Here is a 15468-nt window from a genome sequence, read left to right on the forward strand (position 1 = left end):
CATGACGCCATACGCGCGCCGCGGAGTGCACGGCCAGACCGTGGAGACCCTCGCCCGCCGAGTGCTCAGCGGCGAGATCCCCGAGGGAGCGACGCTCGACATGGCGGCCCTGCAGAGCGAGCTGGACGTCAGCCTGACGGCCCTGCGTGAATCGCTGAAGGTGCTCGCGGCCAAGGGCATGGTCGACGCCCGGCAGAAGCGCGGCACCTTCGTCCGGCCCCGCTCGGACTGGAACCTGCTCGACGCCGACGTGCTGCGCTGGCAGTTCTCCGAGAACAGCGGCACCGGCGCCGACTCGGCGCTGCTGCACAACCTCGGTGAGGTCCGCGGCATCATCGAACCCGCCGCCGTACGGCTGGCCGCGGCGCGCCGCACCGACGCCGACCTGGAAGCGCTGGAGACGGCCCTGAGGGCCATGGGCGAGGAGGGCGGCGCGAACCACGCCGTCGCGGCCGACCTCGCCTTCCACCGGGCGCTGCTCGCGGCCACCCACAACGAACTGCTGGAGCGCATGGAGGTGGTCATCGAGTCGGGCCTGGCCCAGCGTGACCAGCTGGTGCACAGCGCCCCGCACAGCGAGGACCCGGTGCCCAGCCACCGCGCGGTCCTCGACGCCGTGCGCGACCGGGACCCGGACGCCGCGGAACACGCCATGCGCGCCCTGCTCGACCAGGCGACGCGCGACCTCGACAAGGTCAGCGGCCCGCAGGCGCCCGAGGGCGCGGACGGCTCCGCCGAGCAGAAGGACGGCCAGGCACAGTGAAGATCGCGCGCGTCGAGACCTTCCTCGTCCCGCCCCGCTGGCTGTTCTGCCGCATCGAGACCGACGACGGCGTCGTCGGCTGGGGCGAGCCGGTGGTGGAGGGCCGGGCCGAGGTGGTGCGGACCGCCGTGGAGGTGCTCGCCGAACACCTCGTGGGCCAGGACCCCCTGCGGATCCAGGACCACTGGCAGGTGCTCAGCAAGGGCGGCTTCTACCGGGGCGGGCCCGTCCTCTCCAGCGCCGTGGCCGGCATCGACCAGGCCCTGTGGGACATCGCGGGCAAGGCCCTCGCAGTGCCGGTGCACACCCTGCTCGGCGGCCCCGTCCGCGACTCGGTCCGGGTGTACGCCTGGGTCGGCGGCGACGAGCCGGACCGGCTCAAGGAGGAGATCACCGCCCAGGTGGAGGCGGGCTTCACGGCCGTCAAGATGAACGCCGCCGGGCGCACCCCGCCGCTCGGCAGCCCCGCCGAGACGGCCGCCGTCGTGGAGCGCGTCGCGGCCGCCCGCGAGGCACTCGGCCCGCACCGGGACGTCGCCGTCGACTTCCACGGCCGGTTCACCGCTGCCAACGCGCGGCGCGTGCTGCACGAGATAGCCCCGCTGCACCCGCTGTTCGTCGAGGAGCCCGTCCTGCCCGAGCAGGCGCACCTGCTGCCGGGCCTGGTCGCCGCCTCGTCCGTGCCGCTCGCCACCGGCGAACGGCTCTACGGACGCGCCGACTTCCTCCCGGCCCTGACGGCGGGCATCGCCGTGGCCCAGCCGGACCTGTCGCACGCCGGCGGGATCTCGGAGGTCACCCGGATCGCCTCGCTCGCCGAGACCTTCGGCGCGCACCTGGCGCCGCACTGCCCGCTCGGACCGATCGCGCTGGCCGCCAGCCTGCAGGTCGCCTTCGCCACGCCGAACTTCCTGATCCAGGAGCAGAGCCGTGGCATCCACTACAACAAGGACGCCGACCTGCTGTCCTACCTGGTCGACACCGAACCGTTCCGGTTCGTCGACGGCCAGGCGCGCCGCACCGAGCTGCCCGGGCTCGGCGTCGTGATCGACGAGGACGCGGTCCGCGCCGCGGACCGTTCCGGCCATGCCTGGCGGAACCCGGTGTGGCGGCACGCCGACGGCTCCTTCGCCGAATGGTGAGCGGCGACCGGGTCCCGGTCGCCGTGGTCACCGACCTCGACCACGGCGGCTGCTGGACCTCGCTGACCGCGGGCGGCCGCCAATGGCTCTGGCACCGCGACGAGCCCCGCCGCATCCTGGTCCGGCCCGGCGACCCCTTCGCCGACGCCGGCGGCCTGGAGGAGTGCGTACCCACCGTGCGCGGGCTGCCCGACCACGGTGACGCCTGGTCACGGCCCTGGCACCGGGAGGGGGACGCGGAGGTCGTGGACTGCCCCGACTTCCGGCTGACCCGGCGCCTGAGCGCGGAGGCGGGGGACGCCGTCGCCGACTACACGCTCACCGCCGAGCCCGGCTACCGCTTCGTCTGGGCCGCCCACGCCCTGCTGGAGCTCTCCCCGGACGCGTGGATCGGCATCGACGCGGGCGCGCAGACCCGGCTCTATCCGGACGAGGGCGCCGGCTGGATCACCGGTCAGTGGCCGCGCGTCGAGGGCATCCCCCTCGACCGGCTCGGCCCGGATGACGGGACCGCCGTAGGGGCGGTCGTCCTCACCCCGCGGGTGACCGTGCACGACGGCCCCGACGCGCTGCACCTGTCCGTCGAGGCCGGCGGACAGCCGGTCGCGGTCGCGCTGTGGCGCAATCTTGGCGGCTTCCCCCAGGACGCGCCGTACCGCTCGATCGGCGTCGAGCCGATGCTCGGCCGTGTCTTCGACCGCACCGGGGCCGACGACGGCGACACGGCCGTCGTCCCGCCCTCCGGCGAGGTCGCCTGGCGGCTCACGGTCGCCGCGACCCGCCGCCCCTGAACGCCCATCACCAGAAGGGATGTCGGATGGACCTGCTCGCCGCGCTGCGTGCCCACCGGCTGCTCGCCATCGTCCGCGGCAGTGACCCGGACGCCGCCCTGACCACCGTGCTCACCCTCGTCGAGGAGGGGATCACCCTCATCGAGGTGTCCCTCAGCGGACGTGACGCGCTCGGCGTCATCGCCCGGGCGCGCGCCGCGCTCGGTCCGGACGCGACCCTCGGTGCCGGAACCGTGCTCAGTGCCGAGGACGCACGGGCCGCCCACAAGGCCGGCGCCGCCTTCCTCGTCACCCCCGCGGTCAGCGACGGCGTCGCCACCGGCCGGGAGCTCGGACTCCCTGTGCTCGCCGGGGTGATGACCCCCACCGACATCCTCCAGGCACTGCGGCTCGGCGCCGACGCCCTCAAGCTCTTCCCGGCCGGCAGCGCGGGCGGCCCCGGCTACCTGCGGGACCTGCGTGGCCCCTTCCCCGACCTGCCCTTCGTGCCCGTCGGGGGAGTGGACGCGCCGGCCGCCATGACATATCTGCGGGGCGGCGCCATCGCCGTCGGCGTCGGATCTCCCCTGATCGGGGACGCCGCCGAGGGCGGCAGCATCACCGCCCTGCGCGAACGCGCCCGCGGCTTCCTGGACGTCGTCCGCGCGCAGGCCCGTCCATGACCGGCACCGTGCCCCCCGCGGTCCTCGGGACCGACCGCCTCGAACTCGGCGAGGGCATCCGCTGGACGGACGGCCGCGCCGTGCTCACCGACATCCTCAGCGGCCGGCTGCTCGCCGCTTCCGACGGCCCCGCCGACCCGCACCGGCTGATCGCGCAACTGCCCTGCCCGCTAGGCGCGGTGGCCCCGGTCGAGGGGCACCCCGGCCACTGGGTCGCGGCGGCGGGCACCGGCATCTGCCGCATCGACCCCTCGGGGGGCGTCGACTGGATCGCCCGCCCCGAGGACGACGCCCCGATGGCGATCCGGATGAACGACGGCGTCGCCGACCCGCACGGCCGATTCTGGGCGGGCAGCATGGCGTACGACACCACCGAGGACGCCGGTTCGCTGTACCGACTGGACCGCGACGGCCGCCTCACCCGCGTGCTGCGCGACATCACGATCCCCAACGGCCCGGCCTTCAGCGCCGACGGCGCCGTCATGTACCTCGCCGACAGCGCCCGGGGCATCATCCGGCGTTACCCGGTCGACCCCGCGAGCGGCGACCCCGGCACGCCCGAGACCTTCGCCACCCTCGCCGACGGCAGCCCCGACGGCATGACCACCGACAGCGAGGGCGGGCTGTGGACCGCCGTCTGGGGCACCGGACAGGTCCACCGCTACCTCCCGGACGGCAGCCTCGACCGGATCGTCGACCTGCCGGCCGGGCAGCCCGCCGGACTCTGCCTCGGCGGTCCGGACGGCCGCACCCTCCTCGTCACCAGCGCCCACATCGGCCTCTCCGTGCCCGGGCCGCTCGACGGCGCCGTCTTCGCAATCCGGGTGGACGTGCCCGGCACACCGGCCGCCCCGTACCGCCCGACGCGCCTCCCCGGCCGCGCCGACACCCCCTAGGAAGCCACCATGAGCACCCCCCGGCCGCTGCGACCCGGGCCCGTCGTCTGCGTCGGCGAGACCATGGCCGCCCTCGCCCCCGACCCGCTCGGGCCGCTGGACGACGCGGACCTGCTGCGTGTCGACATCGCGGGCGCCGAGTCCAACGTCGCGCTCTACCTCGCCGACCACGGCATCCCCGCCCGATGGGTGTCCGCGGTCGGCGACGACCCCTTCGGCCGGCGGGTCCGCGAGCGGATCGCCGCGGGCGGCGTCGACATCGGCGGGGTGCGCACCGACCCCACCCGGCCCACCGGACTCCTGCTCAAGGACCCGGGCGCGCACGGCACCCGGGTCCACTACCACCGCACGGGGTCCGCGACCTCGGCGCTCACCCCCGACGTGCTCGACGACCCGGCCCTGGACGGGGCCGCGCTCGTCCACCTCAGCGGCATCACGCCCGCGCTGTCGCCCGGCTGCCACGCCCTCGTCGAACGGGCGCTGCGCCCCGACCGCCCGTGGCCCGTCAGCTTCGACGTCAACCACCGCCCCGCGCTGTGGACCGGTCGTTCCGCCGCCGACGTCCTGCGGCCGCTCGCCGACCGGGCCGACATCGTCCTCGTGGGCCTCGACGAGGCCCAGGTGCTGTGGGGCGCGGGGATCACCGACGCACGCTCGGTCCGCGAGCTGCTGCCCGGGCCCGGCGTCCTCGTGGTCAAGGACGGATCCCGGGCCGCCACGGCCTTCACCGGTTCCGACGCGCACAGCGTGCCCGCCCTCACGGTCCGGGTGGCCGAACCGGTCGGCGCCGGGGACGCCTTCGCCGCCGGCTTCCTCAGCGGTCTGCTGCGGGACCTGCCCATGGAGCGCGCCCTGCGGCTCGGCCATCTGACCGCGGCCTCGGCCCTGCGCGTCGCCGCCGACCACGGACCGCTGCCGGACCCCTCCGTCGTCGCCGCGCTGCTGGAGGCCGACGAGGAGACCTGGCGTGCCGCCACGTTGGGGTGAGTCCTTCGGATGAGACCTTCCGGGGTGTCTCGTCCCGCAGGGTGACGTGTCGCGGCGGGCCGCCGGGTTAACGTGCGGTACATGGACACGGTCGATCTCACGGTCTACGGCGAGGAGTTCACCGCCGATCCCTATCCCGTCTACGCCAGGCTCCGCGAGAAGGGGCCCGTGCACCGCGTACGCACAGCCGACGTCGGGGAGCTGTGGCTGATCGTCGGCTACGACCAGGCCCGGGCCGCGCTCGCCGACACCCGGTTCGCCAAGGACTCCCGAGCACTCGGCTGGACCTCCTACGACGAGGAACTCCTCGGCCGCCACATGCTCGTCTCCGATCCGCCGGAGCACACCCGGCTGCGCAAGCTGGTGGCCCGGGAGTTCACCGGCCGCCGGGTCGAGGAGCTGGCGCCGCGCGTGGAGGAGATCACGGCCGCCCTGCTCGACACGATGCTGGCCCGCCCGGACGGCACCGCCGACCTCGTCGAGGCGCTCGCCTACCCGCTGCCCATCACGGTCATCTGCGAGCTGCTCGGAGTGCCCGACCTGGACCGGGCGGCCTTCCGCGCCTGGTCGAACGAGGTCGTCGCACCGACCGGAGCGGAGGCCGAACGCAGGGCCTTCGAGGAACTGGCCGCCTACCTCCACGAGCTGATCGAGGACAAGCGCTGCGCGCCCGGCGACGACCTGATGAGCGCGCTCATCCGTACCACTTCCGAGGACGGCGACCGGCTCTCGCGCTCCGAGCTCAGCGGCATGGCCTTCCTGCTGCTGATCGCCGGACACGAGACGACGGTCAACCTGATCTCCAACGGTGTCCGCGCGTTGCTCACCCACCCGGACCAACTCGCGCTCCTGCGGGCCGACATGGGCCTGATCGACGGCGCGGTGGAGGAGATGCTCCGCTACGACGGCCCGGTGGAGACCGCCACCTTCCGTTTCACGACGGAACCGGTCGACGTCGCCGGCACGGTCATCCCCGCCCGCGAACCCGTCCTCGTCGCCCTTGCCTCCGCCGACCGCGACCCGGGCCGTTTCGCCGAGGCCGATCGCTTCGACATCCGCCGGGACACCCGTGGCCATGTGGCCTTCGGGCACGGCCTGCACTACTGCCTCGGCGCCCCGCTCGCCCGGCTCGAAGGCCGCGTCGCCATCCGCGCCCTCCTGGGGCGCTGCCCCGACCTCGCCCTCGACGTCGATCCGGCGAAGCTGGACTGGCTGCCCGGATTGCTCATGCGCGGTGTGCGCCAGCTCCCCGTGCGCTTCGCGCCCACCGGCCCCGGTACCCCCGGCGCCTAGAATGACGGTGCCCCTCACCAGGGCGTTCCCGAACGTCAGGCAGCACAGGAGAGCACCGTGACCGTCGTCGCCGTCCCCGGTTCGAAGTCCGTCACCGCCCGGGCGCTGTTCCTGGCGGCGGCGGCCGAGGGGACGACCACACTGCGGCGGCCGCTGCTCTCCGACGACACCGACGGCTTCGCCGAGGGCCTGCTCAGGCTCGGCTACCGCGTGGACCGCGGTCCGGACGTGTGGCGCGTCGAAGGACGCCCCGCCGGGCCCGCGGTCCCCGAGGCCGACCTCCACTGCCGCGACGCCGCCACCGCGGCCCGCTTCCTGCCCGCGCTCGCCGCGGCCGGGCACGGATCCTACCGCTTCGACGCCTCCGCCCAGATGCGCCGGCGTCCCGTCGCCCCGCTCACCACCGCCCTGCGGACGCTCGGTGTCGACCTGCGCCACGAGGAGGCGGAGGGCCACCTGCCGCTGACCGTCACCGCGGACGGCATCGAGGGCGGCGCGCTCGACCTCGACGCGAGCCGCCCCGGTCGAGATCGCCTGCCACGGCGACCACCGCATCGCGATGAGCTTCGCCGTCGCCGCGCTCCGCACGGAGGGGGTGACCTTCGACGAGCCCGGCTGTGTGAAGAAGACCTTCCCCGAATTCCACGAGGTGTTCGGCGCGCTCCGCGAGGAGTGGGGCATGTAGTGGCGGCTGAGCGCACCGGCCCGCCGTCGTGACGATCTTCCTGTCCATGCCGGTCGTCCTCTCTCCGTGACGGCCCCGAGGCCGCGATGGCCGTGCTCCCTGACGGCCCTTCTCACCGGGAAACCGCCACCGCCGCGGTTCGTGTTGCACGCCCGCGCCGAATTAACCGGATGCGGTGAACCGCCGGCCCTGCGAAGCTGCGCGCATGGACCGACGCCGTATCTCGCGCATCGCGCACACCCACCACCCCGTCGCCGCACCGCTCGACGACGCCACCGTTCGCCGTCTGCTCGGCAGGTCGCTGCGCCGTGGCGACGAACGCGTCCTCGACCTCGGCTGCGGGGAGGGTGCCTGGCTTCTGCGGGCCCTGGGCGACCACCCGGGCGTCACCGCGGACGGCGTCGACCTGGACACCGGGGCGCTGGAGAAGGCGGCCCACGAGGCCGCCGCGCTCGGCGTCGGCGACCGGCTGACGCTCCACGAACGCGACGCGGGCGACTTCACCTCGCCGCACCCATTCGACGTCGTCCTCAGCGTCGGCGCCGCGCACGCCTTCGGAGGCCTCCTGCCGACCCTCGCCGCGGCCCGCGCCCACCTCGCTCCCGGGGGCACCGTGCTCGTCGGCGACGGCTTCTGGGAGCGCGAACCGACCCCGGAACTCGTCGACGTGCTGGGGGAGTACGAGGACCTGGCGAGCACCGTGGACCGGATCGTCGCGGACGGCTGGACCCCGGTCCTGGCCCACGTCAGCTCCATCCGGGAGTGGGACGAATACGAGTGGTCCTGGACCGGCTCGCTCGCCGAATGGGCCTTGGACCACCCCGCCGACCCCGACAGCGGCGCCGCCCTCGAAGCCGCCGCCGTCCACCGTGCCGAGTGGCTGCACGGCTACCGCGGCACGTTCGGCTTCGTCACGCTGCTGCTGCGCCGCACGACCGCCTGACGGCCTGACCGCGACCGCTCAGGTGGTCTCCGGTCCCGCCGGCCGGGAACGGAAGCTCGCCACCACGATGTGGAGGCTGACGACCAGCGCCCACAGGGGAAAGACCAGTTCGGCCAACCGCACGTTCGGCACCACGAACAGCAGGGTGACACCCACGAGGTAGCCCAGCAGCACCAGCCAGCGCGGGAACGACCCCAGCAGCAGGGCGACGGTGGAGGCCGACAGCACGAACACCGCGGCCATCCGCATCGAGTACGTCGTCAGCAGGCTGTAGGTGAGGTGCTGCCCGAAGTAGGACAGTTCGGCCCTGGGCGTGCCGGGCGAGGCGACCTCCGTCGTGGCCAGCAGGCTGCCGGCCGCGGCGGCGGCGCCGAAGAGCGTCGCGACGAACACCAGGCCGCTGCCGAGGAACACCGTCGAGAGGAACTTGTCCTCGCCCGGGCCGACGTGCGCGCGCACCGCGCCGATGAACCACAGGAAGAAGATGCCGGCGAAGGGGATGAGGGCCAGCGCCGTCTGCACCCCGCCGCGCGAGGAGACGGTGAGGGACGAGCCGGTCAGCGCGCCCTCACCGCTGGGGATGGAGGCCCGGACCAGGACGATGGCGGCGCCGATCAGCACCGCGAACGCGATTCCCGCCAGTCCCGCCGCTCGGGGCGTGCGCAGCGCCTGGACCTTCATCGCCATGAAAGGTCCTTCCTCGTGGACAGCCCGGACCGACTCATCCCAGGAAGCACCGGCGTACCTGTTCACGCCACCCGGGGCGGACCGCGGGGGTGACGTGCCCGCGTCGCCCCGTGAGGTCACTCCGCGCGCTTCGCGGCGCGCTCCGCGACCTCGGCCATCTCGGCGATCGTGACCGGCCGCCGCTCCCTGCGGGAGACCTCGCACGCCTCCGCCACGAGCAGCGCGTCGAGAGCCTCGCGCCCGTCGCAGGGGTTCTGCGACCGGCCCGACACCACCCGCAGGAAGGCGTCGATCTCCGCACGGTACGCGTCCCCGAAGCGGTCCACGAACCCGGTCCACGGGTCCGGCACGCCGGGCGCCGCGCCCGGTTCCACCGACGTGACCGGCGTACGGGGGCCGACGCCGACCGCGATCTGGTCCAGCGATCCGGCGAGTTCCATGCGGATGTCGTAACCGGCGCCGTTGTAGCGGGTGGAGGTGGCGGTCGCGAGGGTGCCGTCGTCGAGGGTGAGCAGGGCCGCCGCGGTGTCCACGTCGCCCGCCTCGCGGAAGAATCCGGCCCCGCCGTTGGCGCCCATGGCATACACCTCGGTGACCTCACGGCCGGTCACCCAACGCACCGCGTCGAAGTCGTGGATCAGGCAGTCCCGGTACAGGCCGCCCGACAGGGGGACGAACTCCGGCGGCGGGGGCGCCATGTCGGAGGTCAGGGCCCGTACGGTGTGCAGCCGTCCGAGCCGGCCGGCCCGCACGGCCTCGCGGGCGGCGCGGTAGCCGGGGTCGAAGCGGCGCTGGAAGCCCATCTGGAGGACGGTGCCGGCCTCCTCGACCTCCCGCAGGGCGGTGACCGTCGACTCCAGGTCGAGGGCGACGGGCTTCTCGCAGTACGCGGGGAGCCCGGCCCGCACGGCGCGCGAGATCAGCCCGGCGTGGGCGGAGGTCGTCGAGGCGATGACGACCGCGTCCGCGCCGTCCGTGAACGCCGCGTCGACCGAGGCCGCCGCCCGTGCCCCGGCACCGAGCCGCGCGGCGGCCTCGGCGGCCCGCGCGGCGTCGGCGTCCGCGAGGACCAGCTCCGAGACCTCGGGGTGGGCGTGCAGGGTGGCCGCGTGGAAGGAACCGAGGCGCCCGACGCCGAAGAGGACAACGCGCATGTACGGGGTGCCTTTCTCACGGGTGCGGTGAAGGCGCGGGCGAGACGGCCAGGGAGTAACCGCCCCGCCCGCGCCGGATCCGGGGTGACCGGGGACGTGCGTCCCTCAGCGGTAGAACGCCGGGCGGCCGACCAGCTCGACCTCGACGCGTCCGCCCGCCTCCTGCGAGCGGACTCCCGCCTCGCAGACGGCTGCCGCGGCGTAGCCGTCCCAGACGCTGGGGCCGGTGACCTCGCCGCGCCGGGTGGCGTCGACCCATGCCTGGACCTCACGGTCGTAGGCGTCGGCGAAGCGCTCCACGAAGTCCTGGGCGATCGTGCCGCCCCAGCGGCCCGCGGCGTTGACGAGCAGGTCGTGCGCGTCGCCGATGCGGGCGCTGCCGCGCTCGCAGACCGCCTCGGCCTGCACCTGGTAGCCGAAGCCGCAGTTGAGGAAGACCTCGACGTCGACGACCGCCCCGCCGTCGGTCTCGAACACCACGAACTGCGGGTCGTCCAGGCCCTGCGGCGCGTTCGCCGACGGACGCGGGCGGAGCACGGTGACGGCGGTGATCTCCTGGCCGAGCAGCCAGCGGGTCACGTCCATCTCGTGCACGAGCGAGTCGTTGACGAGGTTGGCGTTGGTGAAGCCGGGCGGGATGCTCGCGTTGCGGTGCCTGTTGTGCAGCATCAGCGTCCGGCCCAGCTCACCGCTGTCCAGCAGGGCCTTGAGCTTCACGTACTCCGCGTCGTAGCGCCGCATGAAGCCGACCTGCACCCGCCGGTGCCCCAGTCGCTGCTCGGCCTCCATCACGCGCAGCGCGGAGGCCGCGTCCGGCGTGAGCGGCTTCTCGCACAGCACCGGCAGGTCGTGCTCGAAGGCGGTGAGCAGCGCCGCCTCGTGGGCGGGGCCGGGGGAGGCGATGAGGACGGCGTCCACGTCGGCCGCGGCCATCGCCGCCGCCGGATCGGTGTACGCGGTGCAGCCCTCGACGCCGTCGGCGACCGCCTTCACCCGCTCGGCGTCGACGTCGGCGACGGCGGTCACCCGGGCGCCGCTGACGACGTCGTTGATACGGCGTACGTGGTCGGCACCCATCTTGCCGGTCCCGATGACGGCGACCCCGAGCGGTCCGTGCTGCGTCATGATGCGTGTCTTCCCTTTCGTGGGCGGTGCGTCAGGCACCGCAGGAGCGTAGGAACTTCCGGGTGCGCTGCGCGATGGGCAGCGGCCGCTCCGGCTCGCAGGGGTACATGTCCTGCTCGACGATGGCGAACAGGTCGACGCCCAGGCCCTGCGCCGCGGCCAGCACCGGCTCCAGGGCGGGCACCCCGGCGGGCGGCTCGCACATGACCCCGCGCTGCACGGCCGGGCCGAAGGGGATCGCTTTCTTGACGACGTCGGCGAGGATCTCCGGGTCGACCTGCTTCAGGTGCAGGTAGCCGATCCGCTCGCCGTAGGTCTCGATGAGCTTTACGCTGTCGCCGCCGCAGTAGGCGTAGTGGCCGGTGTCCAGGCAGAGGCTGACGAGTGCGGGGTCGGTGGCGTCGAGGAAGCGCTCGACGTGCTCCTCGGTGTCGATGTGGGTGTCGGCGTGCGGGTGGACCACGATGTCCAGGCCGTACGTGTCACGGACCTGGCGGCCCAGCCGCTCCATGCCGGTGGCGAGGTGCCCCCACTGCTCGGCGGTGAGTTCGCGCGGCTCGATGATCTCGGCGGTCTTGTCGTCGCGCCAGAAGGACGGGATGACCACCAGATGCCGGGCGTCCATCGCCTGGGCGAGCGCGGCGACCTGGCCGACGTGCTCCCAGGTGGCGTCCCACACCGACGGGCCGCGGTGCAGGGAGGTGAAGACGGTGCCCGCGGAGACCTTCAGACCCCGGCGCGCGGTCTCCTCGGTGAGCCGGGCCGGGTCGGTCGGCAGGTAGCCGTGCGGGCCGAGCTCGATCCACTCGTAGCCGGACTGGGAGACCTCGTCGAGGAACCGCTGCCAGGGCACCTGTTGAGGGTCGTCGGGGAACCAGACACCCCAGGAGTCGGGCGCGGAGCCGATCCGGATCCGGTCCAGAACGGGGGAGGGGGCAGTCATGAGGAGGGCTCCTCTCACCGGTCGCCGCGGACCGGTCGTGGTTCGGTAGGGCGGCCCGTCAGGGCGGTGGTACGGATGCCCGCGAAGCTCCGTGGTCCCGCTGGAAGCTTCGCCGTCCGGCCGGGCAGCCGTCAAGAGTTGGTCCTGACATACGGACGTCATGTCAGAGTGGGGGCAGGGCCGGCCCTCATGAGGCGGGGCAGCCTTCGCCCGGGCCGTTTGGTTCGGGCAGTTCCTCCACGTCGACACCGCGGACCTGGGCCAGTTCGTGCTTGAGCGCGGCCAGCTCTGCGCCGCCGGCCATGTGGTGGGTGAGCTCCTCCAGGGAGACCTCCTCCCGGCCCGCGCTCAGCTCCAGGGTGCCCAGCCGCAGCACCGAGAAGTGGTCACCCACCATGAACGCGTGGTGCGGATTGTGGGTGATGAAGACGACGCCCAGACCCCGGTCGCGCGCGGCCGCGATGTACTTCAGGACGACTCCCGACTGCTTGACGCCCAGCGCCGCGGTCGGCTCGTCCAGGATCAGCACCCGCGCGCCGAAGTGGACCGCGCGGGCGATGGCCACGGACTGCCGCTGGCCGCCGGAGAGGGTGCCGATGGGCTGTTCCAGGTCGTCCAGGACGATGCCCATCGCCCGCAGTTCCTCGTCCGCGGTCCGTTTCATCCGGGCGATGTCCAGGCGGCGTACGGGCCAGGGCCCGCGGGTCAGCTCGGAGCCCAGGAAGAAGTTCCGCCAGACCGGCATCAGCGGAACGGTCGCCAGGTCCTGGTAGACGGCGGCGATACCGCGGTCCAGGGCCTCCCGCGGGGTGTTCAGCCGTACGGGTGTGCCGTCGATGCGGAACTCGCCCTCGGTGTGCTGGTGCAGCCCAGAGATGATCTTGATCAGGGTGGACTTGCCCGCGCCGTTGTCGCCGAGGACGCAGCTGACCTGCCCAGGGCGGACGGCCAGGCCGACCCCGTGCAGGGCGCGGACGTTGCCGTAGCTCTTGCCCACCCGGTCGAGTTCGACGACGGGCTCGGGGACGGCGGTGGTGCCGCCGGGGGTGGTGGTGGCGGTGGTCATCGGGCTCACCTCCGGGTCGCCGTGCGGCGGACCCACAGATTGACGAGGGTCGCGATCAGCAGCATCACGCCGAGGAAGAACTTGAACCAGTCGGGGTTCCAGTTGGCGTACACGATGCCCTGCGAGACCATCCCGAAGATGAAGGCGCCGATCACCGAGCCGATCGCCGAACCGTAGCCGCCGGTGAGCAGGCAGCCGCCGATGACCGCCGCGATGATGTACAGGAACTCGTTGCCGACACCCTCGCCGGACTGCACCGCGTTGAACGAGAACAGCAGGTGCATGCCGGTGAACCAGGCACCGAGGCCCACGGCCATGAACAGCGCGATCTTGGTGAAAGCCACCGGAACGCCGACCGCCCGCGCGCTGTCCTTGTTGCCGCCGACCGCGAAGGTCCAGTTGCCGAACCTGGTGCGCAGCAGCACCCAGGTGGCCAGGGCCGCGAAGCCGAGCCACCACAGCACGGTCACCTTGAGCCGGACCCCGCCGATGCCGATCTCCGAGGCGAACAGCGCACGGGCCTGGTCGAAGCCGTCCATGTCGCTGATGGAGTCGGTCGCGACGTTGCCGGTGAAGATCTTGGTGACCGCCAGGTTGAGGCCCTGCAGCATCAGGAAGGTGGCCAGGGTGATGAGGAAGCTGGGCAGTCCGGTCTTCACCAGCATGTAGCCGTTGAGCGCCCCGATGCCCAGGGACACCACCAGGGCGACGGCCACACCGGTCCACACGTTCATGCTCAGCTGGAAACTGAACATGCTCGCGGTCAGGGCCGACGCGGTGACCGCGACGCCGGCCGAGAGGTCGAACTCGCCGCCGATCATCAGCAGGGCCACGGGCAGCGCCATGATGCCCATGACCGACGCCTGGTAGAGCACGGTCGCCAGCGAGCCCGCCTCGCGGAAGGACGGCGCCACCGCGAAGAAGAAGAGGTACACCGCGACGGCGGCGATGAGCGCCCCGATCTCCGGGCGGGCCAGTGTCCTGCGCAGGAGCGAGCGCTCGGCGGTGCGGCCGTCCGCCTCGGACGCCGGTGCCGCAGGTGGTGAGGGGGACGCCGCGGGGGCGGCTGCCTGGGACACTGGGATCACCGGGTGCCCTTCGCGGCGAACGAGGCCACGGACTCCACGTTGTCCTTGTCGACGAAGGCCGGACCGGTCAGGATCGGGGCCACTCCGCCGCCGCTGACGTTGCCGTTGGTCTTGTACAGCCACAGGGAGTCGACGGAGAGATAGCCCTGCAGGTACGGCTGCTGGTCGACGGCGAACTGCACCCCACCGTCCTGGACGGCCTTGACCAGGTCCTTGTTGAGGTCGAACGTGCCGACCTCGGCCTTGCTGCCGGCGTCCGCGACCGACTGGACGGCCGTGAGCGCGAAGGGCGCGCCCAGGGTGACGACATAGTCGATGCCGGAGTCCTGCTTGAGCTTCGCCGTGATCGTGGACTTCACCGACGGCATGTCCGTGCCGTTGACGTAGAGGTTCTCGGTCTTCCCCTTGAACGTCTTCTTCACGCCGGCGCAGCGGGCCTCCAGGGCGACGTGGCCCTGTTCGTGGATCACGCAGATGTTGTGCTTGGCACCCAGGTCGTTGAGCTTGTTCCCCAGTGCCTCGCCGGCGACGCTCTCGTCCTGCCCGAAGTACTCCAGCAGCCCCTGGTCCTTCCAGTCGTCCAGACCCGCGTTGAAGCCGACCACCGGGATGCCCGCGGCCTCGGCCTTGGCGACGGCGTCCTTCATGGCGTCCGGCTTGGCCAGGGTGACGGCTATCCCGTCGACCTTCTGGTCGATCGCGTTCTGGATCAGGTTGGCCTGGGTGGCGGCGTTGGGGTCGTTGGAGTAGACCAGCTTCACGTTGTCCTTGGCGGCGGCGGCCTCGGCGCCCTTGCGGATCAGGTCCCAGAAGGTGTCGCCGGGGGGAGCGTGGGTGACCATCGCGATCTTCATCTGCGGTGTACCGGCCTTGCCCGCGGCGGCGGTGTCCGCCGACTCCTCGGCCTTCTTCCCGCCTGAGCTGCTGGAACAGCCGGCTGCGAGGAGGACCGCGGCGGTGGAGAGCGCGGCGACGGCGAAGATCCGAGGGTTTCTGCGAGAGCGTTCCATGTTCCTGCACCTCACTGCGGTGGGAGGGAGAAGGGGACGGACGTGTTCACATGGCCGGGTGCTGCACGGGAGCAAACCCCTCCCGGGGGTCCCTGTCAAGACTTTGTCAAGACATCAATTCATATCTACGTAACGACAAGGTAACGAGCCGGGCTCTGGGCGGGGCGGTACGTTCGTATGTAAGGACATAGCGTTGACATCGCGCGACCGGGCGGGCTAGACCTGACAGGGCC

At 72.8% G+C, this 15468-nt stretch carries 15 protein-coding genes and 1 pseudogene; 9 read left to right on the forward strand and 7 right to left on the reverse strand.

Annotation, left to right across the window (positions count from 1 at the left end; translation table 11 throughout):
- Position 1 precedes the first annotated feature (1 nt).
- From AC3EUJ_RS25145 to AC3EUJ_RS25185, 9 genes and pseudogenes are all read left to right on the forward strand, one after another.
- The gene (locus AC3EUJ_RS25145; RefSeq protein WP_431965040.1) at positions 2 to 763 is read left to right on the forward strand and encodes a FadR/GntR family transcriptional regulator; all 762 of its coding nucleotides are present in this window, start codon (positions 2 to 4) and stop codon (positions 761 to 763) included.
- Positions 760 to 1905 carry a galactonate dehydratase gene (gene dgoD, locus AC3EUJ_RS25150; RefSeq protein WP_431965042.1) on the forward strand — a complete coding sequence of 382 codons (1146 nt, stop codon included), beginning with the start codon at positions 760 to 762 and terminating at the stop codon, positions 1903 to 1905. Before AC3EUJ_RS25145 ends, dgoD begins: the two co-directional genes overlap by 4 nt.
- A complete protein-coding gene (locus AC3EUJ_RS25155; protein ID WP_431965044.1) occupies positions 1899 to 2696 on the forward strand; it encodes a hypothetical protein in 798 nt (265 codons plus the stop codon). The genes dgoD and AC3EUJ_RS25155 overlap by 7 nt, the downstream gene beginning before the upstream one ends.
- Before the next feature lie 26 nt (positions 2697 to 2722).
- Complete coding sequence (locus tag AC3EUJ_RS25160; protein WP_431965046.1) at positions 2723 to 3358, forward strand: bifunctional 4-hydroxy-2-oxoglutarate aldolase/2-dehydro-3-deoxy-phosphogluconate aldolase; 636 nt, start codon at positions 2723 to 2725, stop codon at positions 3356 to 3358.
- Positions 3355 to 4254 (forward strand): SMP-30/gluconolactonase/LRE family protein, encoded by a 900-nt coding sequence (locus AC3EUJ_RS25165; protein WP_431965048.1) that lies wholly within the window; start codon positions 3355 to 3357, stop codon positions 4252 to 4254. Before AC3EUJ_RS25160 ends, AC3EUJ_RS25165 begins: the two co-directional genes overlap by 4 nt.
- A 9-nt stretch (positions 4255 to 4263) precedes the next feature.
- Positions 4264 to 5241 carry a sugar kinase gene (locus AC3EUJ_RS25170; RefSeq protein WP_431965050.1) on the forward strand — a complete coding sequence of 326 codons (978 nt, stop codon included), beginning with the start codon at positions 4264 to 4266 and terminating at the stop codon, positions 5239 to 5241.
- Positions 5242 to 5322: 81 nt separating this feature from the next.
- Positions 5323 to 6534 (forward strand): cytochrome P450 family protein, encoded by a 1212-nt coding sequence (locus AC3EUJ_RS25175; RefSeq protein ID WP_431965052.1) that lies wholly within the window; start codon positions 5323 to 5325, stop codon positions 6532 to 6534.
- Positions 6535 to 6591: 57 nt separating this feature from the next.
- Positions 6592 to 7053: pseudogene (locus tag AC3EUJ_RS25180) on the forward strand (3-phosphoshikimate 1-carboxyvinyltransferase); the annotation flags it as partial.
- A 371-nt stretch (positions 7054 to 7424) separates the two neighbouring features.
- Entirely contained in the window at positions 7425 to 8162 is a 738-nt protein-coding gene (locus AC3EUJ_RS25185) for an SAM-dependent methyltransferase (RefSeq protein ID WP_431965054.1), read from the forward strand.
- A gap of 18 nt (positions 8163 to 8180) precedes the next feature.
- On the opposite strand, the gene AC3EUJ_RS25190 is transcribed toward AC3EUJ_RS25185, so the two are convergent.
- The 7 genes from AC3EUJ_RS25190 to AC3EUJ_RS25220 form a co-directional block, all read right to left on the reverse strand.
- On the reverse strand, positions 8181 to 8849 hold the full coding sequence (locus AC3EUJ_RS25190; RefSeq protein ID WP_431965056.1) for a hypothetical protein: 669 nt from the start codon (positions 8847 to 8849) through the stop codon (positions 8181 to 8183).
- A gap of 116 nt (positions 8850 to 8965) precedes the next feature.
- On the reverse strand, positions 8966 to 10003 hold the full coding sequence (locus AC3EUJ_RS25195; RefSeq protein ID WP_431965058.1) for a Gfo/Idh/MocA family protein: 1038 nt from the start codon (positions 10001 to 10003) through the stop codon (positions 8966 to 8968).
- 105 nt (positions 10004 to 10108) lie between these two features.
- A complete protein-coding gene (locus tag AC3EUJ_RS25200; protein ID WP_431965060.1) occupies positions 10109 to 11128 on the reverse strand; it encodes a Gfo/Idh/MocA family protein in 1020 nt (339 codons plus the stop codon).
- Between the two features lie 31 nt (positions 11129 to 11159).
- Complete coding sequence (locus tag AC3EUJ_RS25205) at positions 11160 to 12071, reverse strand: sugar phosphate isomerase/epimerase family protein (protein ID WP_431965061.1); 912 nt, start codon at positions 12069 to 12071, stop codon at positions 11160 to 11162.
- Positions 12072 to 12258: 187 nt separating this feature from the next.
- Positions 12259 to 13137 carry an ATP-binding cassette domain-containing protein gene (locus AC3EUJ_RS25210; RefSeq protein WP_431965063.1) on the reverse strand — a complete coding sequence of 293 codons (879 nt, stop codon included), beginning with the start codon at positions 13135 to 13137 and terminating at the stop codon, positions 12259 to 12261.
- A gap of 5 nt (positions 13138 to 13142) precedes the next feature.
- Positions 13143 to 14216: an ABC transporter permease gene (locus AC3EUJ_RS25215; protein ID WP_431965134.1), complete on the reverse strand. Its 1074-nt coding sequence runs from the start codon at positions 14214 to 14216 to the stop codon at positions 13143 to 13145.
- Positions 14217 to 14221: 5 nt separating this feature from the next.
- Positions 14222 to 15235 (reverse strand): sugar ABC transporter substrate-binding protein, encoded by a 1014-nt coding sequence (locus AC3EUJ_RS25220; protein ID WP_431965065.1) that lies wholly within the window; start codon positions 15233 to 15235, stop codon positions 14222 to 14224.
- Positions 15236 to 15468 lie beyond the last annotated feature (233 nt).

It is taken from the genome of Actinacidiphila sp. bgisy160 (assembly GCF_057707815.1).

Bases quoted from the DNA above. Each gene is read 5' to 3' on its own strand.
- AC3EUJ_RS25145 (WP_431965040.1), top strand. From the start codon at position 2: ATGACGCCATACGCGCGCCGCGGAGTGCACGGCCAGACCGTGGAGACC.
- AC3EUJ_RS25155 (WP_431965044.1), top strand. From the start codon at position 1,899: ATGGTGAGCGGCGACCGGGTCCCGGTCGCCGTGGTCACCGACCTCGAC.
- AC3EUJ_RS25160 (WP_431965046.1), top strand. From the start codon at position 2,723: ATGGACCTGCTCGCCGCGCTGCGTGCCCACCGGCTGCTCGCCATCGTC.
- AC3EUJ_RS25165 (WP_431965048.1), top strand. From the start codon at position 3,355: ATGACCGGCACCGTGCCCCCCGCGGTCCTCGGGACCGACCGCCTCGAA.
- AC3EUJ_RS25170 (WP_431965050.1), top strand. From the start codon at position 4,264: ATGAGCACCCCCCGGCCGCTGCGACCCGGGCCCGTCGTCTGCGTCGGC.
- AC3EUJ_RS25175 (WP_431965052.1), top strand. From the start codon at position 5,323: ATGGACACGGTCGATCTCACGGTCTACGGCGAGGAGTTCACCGCCGAT.
- AC3EUJ_RS25185 (WP_431965054.1), top strand. From the start codon at position 7,425: ATGGACCGACGCCGTATCTCGCGCATCGCGCACACCCACCACCCCGTC.
- AC3EUJ_RS25190 (WP_431965056.1), bottom strand. From the start codon at position 8,849: ATGGCGATGAAGGTCCAGGCGCTGCGCACGCCCCGAGCGGCGGGACTG.
- AC3EUJ_RS25195 (WP_431965058.1), bottom strand. From the start codon at position 10,003: ATGCGCGTTGTCCTCTTCGGCGTCGGGCGCCTCGGTTCCTTCCACGCG.
- AC3EUJ_RS25200 (WP_431965060.1), bottom strand. From the start codon at position 11,128: ATGACGCAGCACGGACCGCTCGGGGTCGCCGTCATCGGGACCGGCAAG.
- AC3EUJ_RS25205 (WP_431965061.1), bottom strand. From the start codon at position 12,071: ATGACTGCCCCCTCCCCCGTTCTGGACCGGATCCGGATCGGCTCCGCG.
- AC3EUJ_RS25210 (WP_431965063.1), bottom strand. From the start codon at position 13,137: ATGACCACCGCCACCACCACCCCCGGCGGCACCACCGCCGTCCCCGAG.
- AC3EUJ_RS25220 (WP_431965065.1), bottom strand. From the start codon at position 15,235: ATGGAACGCTCTCGCAGAAACCCTCGGATCTTCGCCGTCGCCGCGCTC.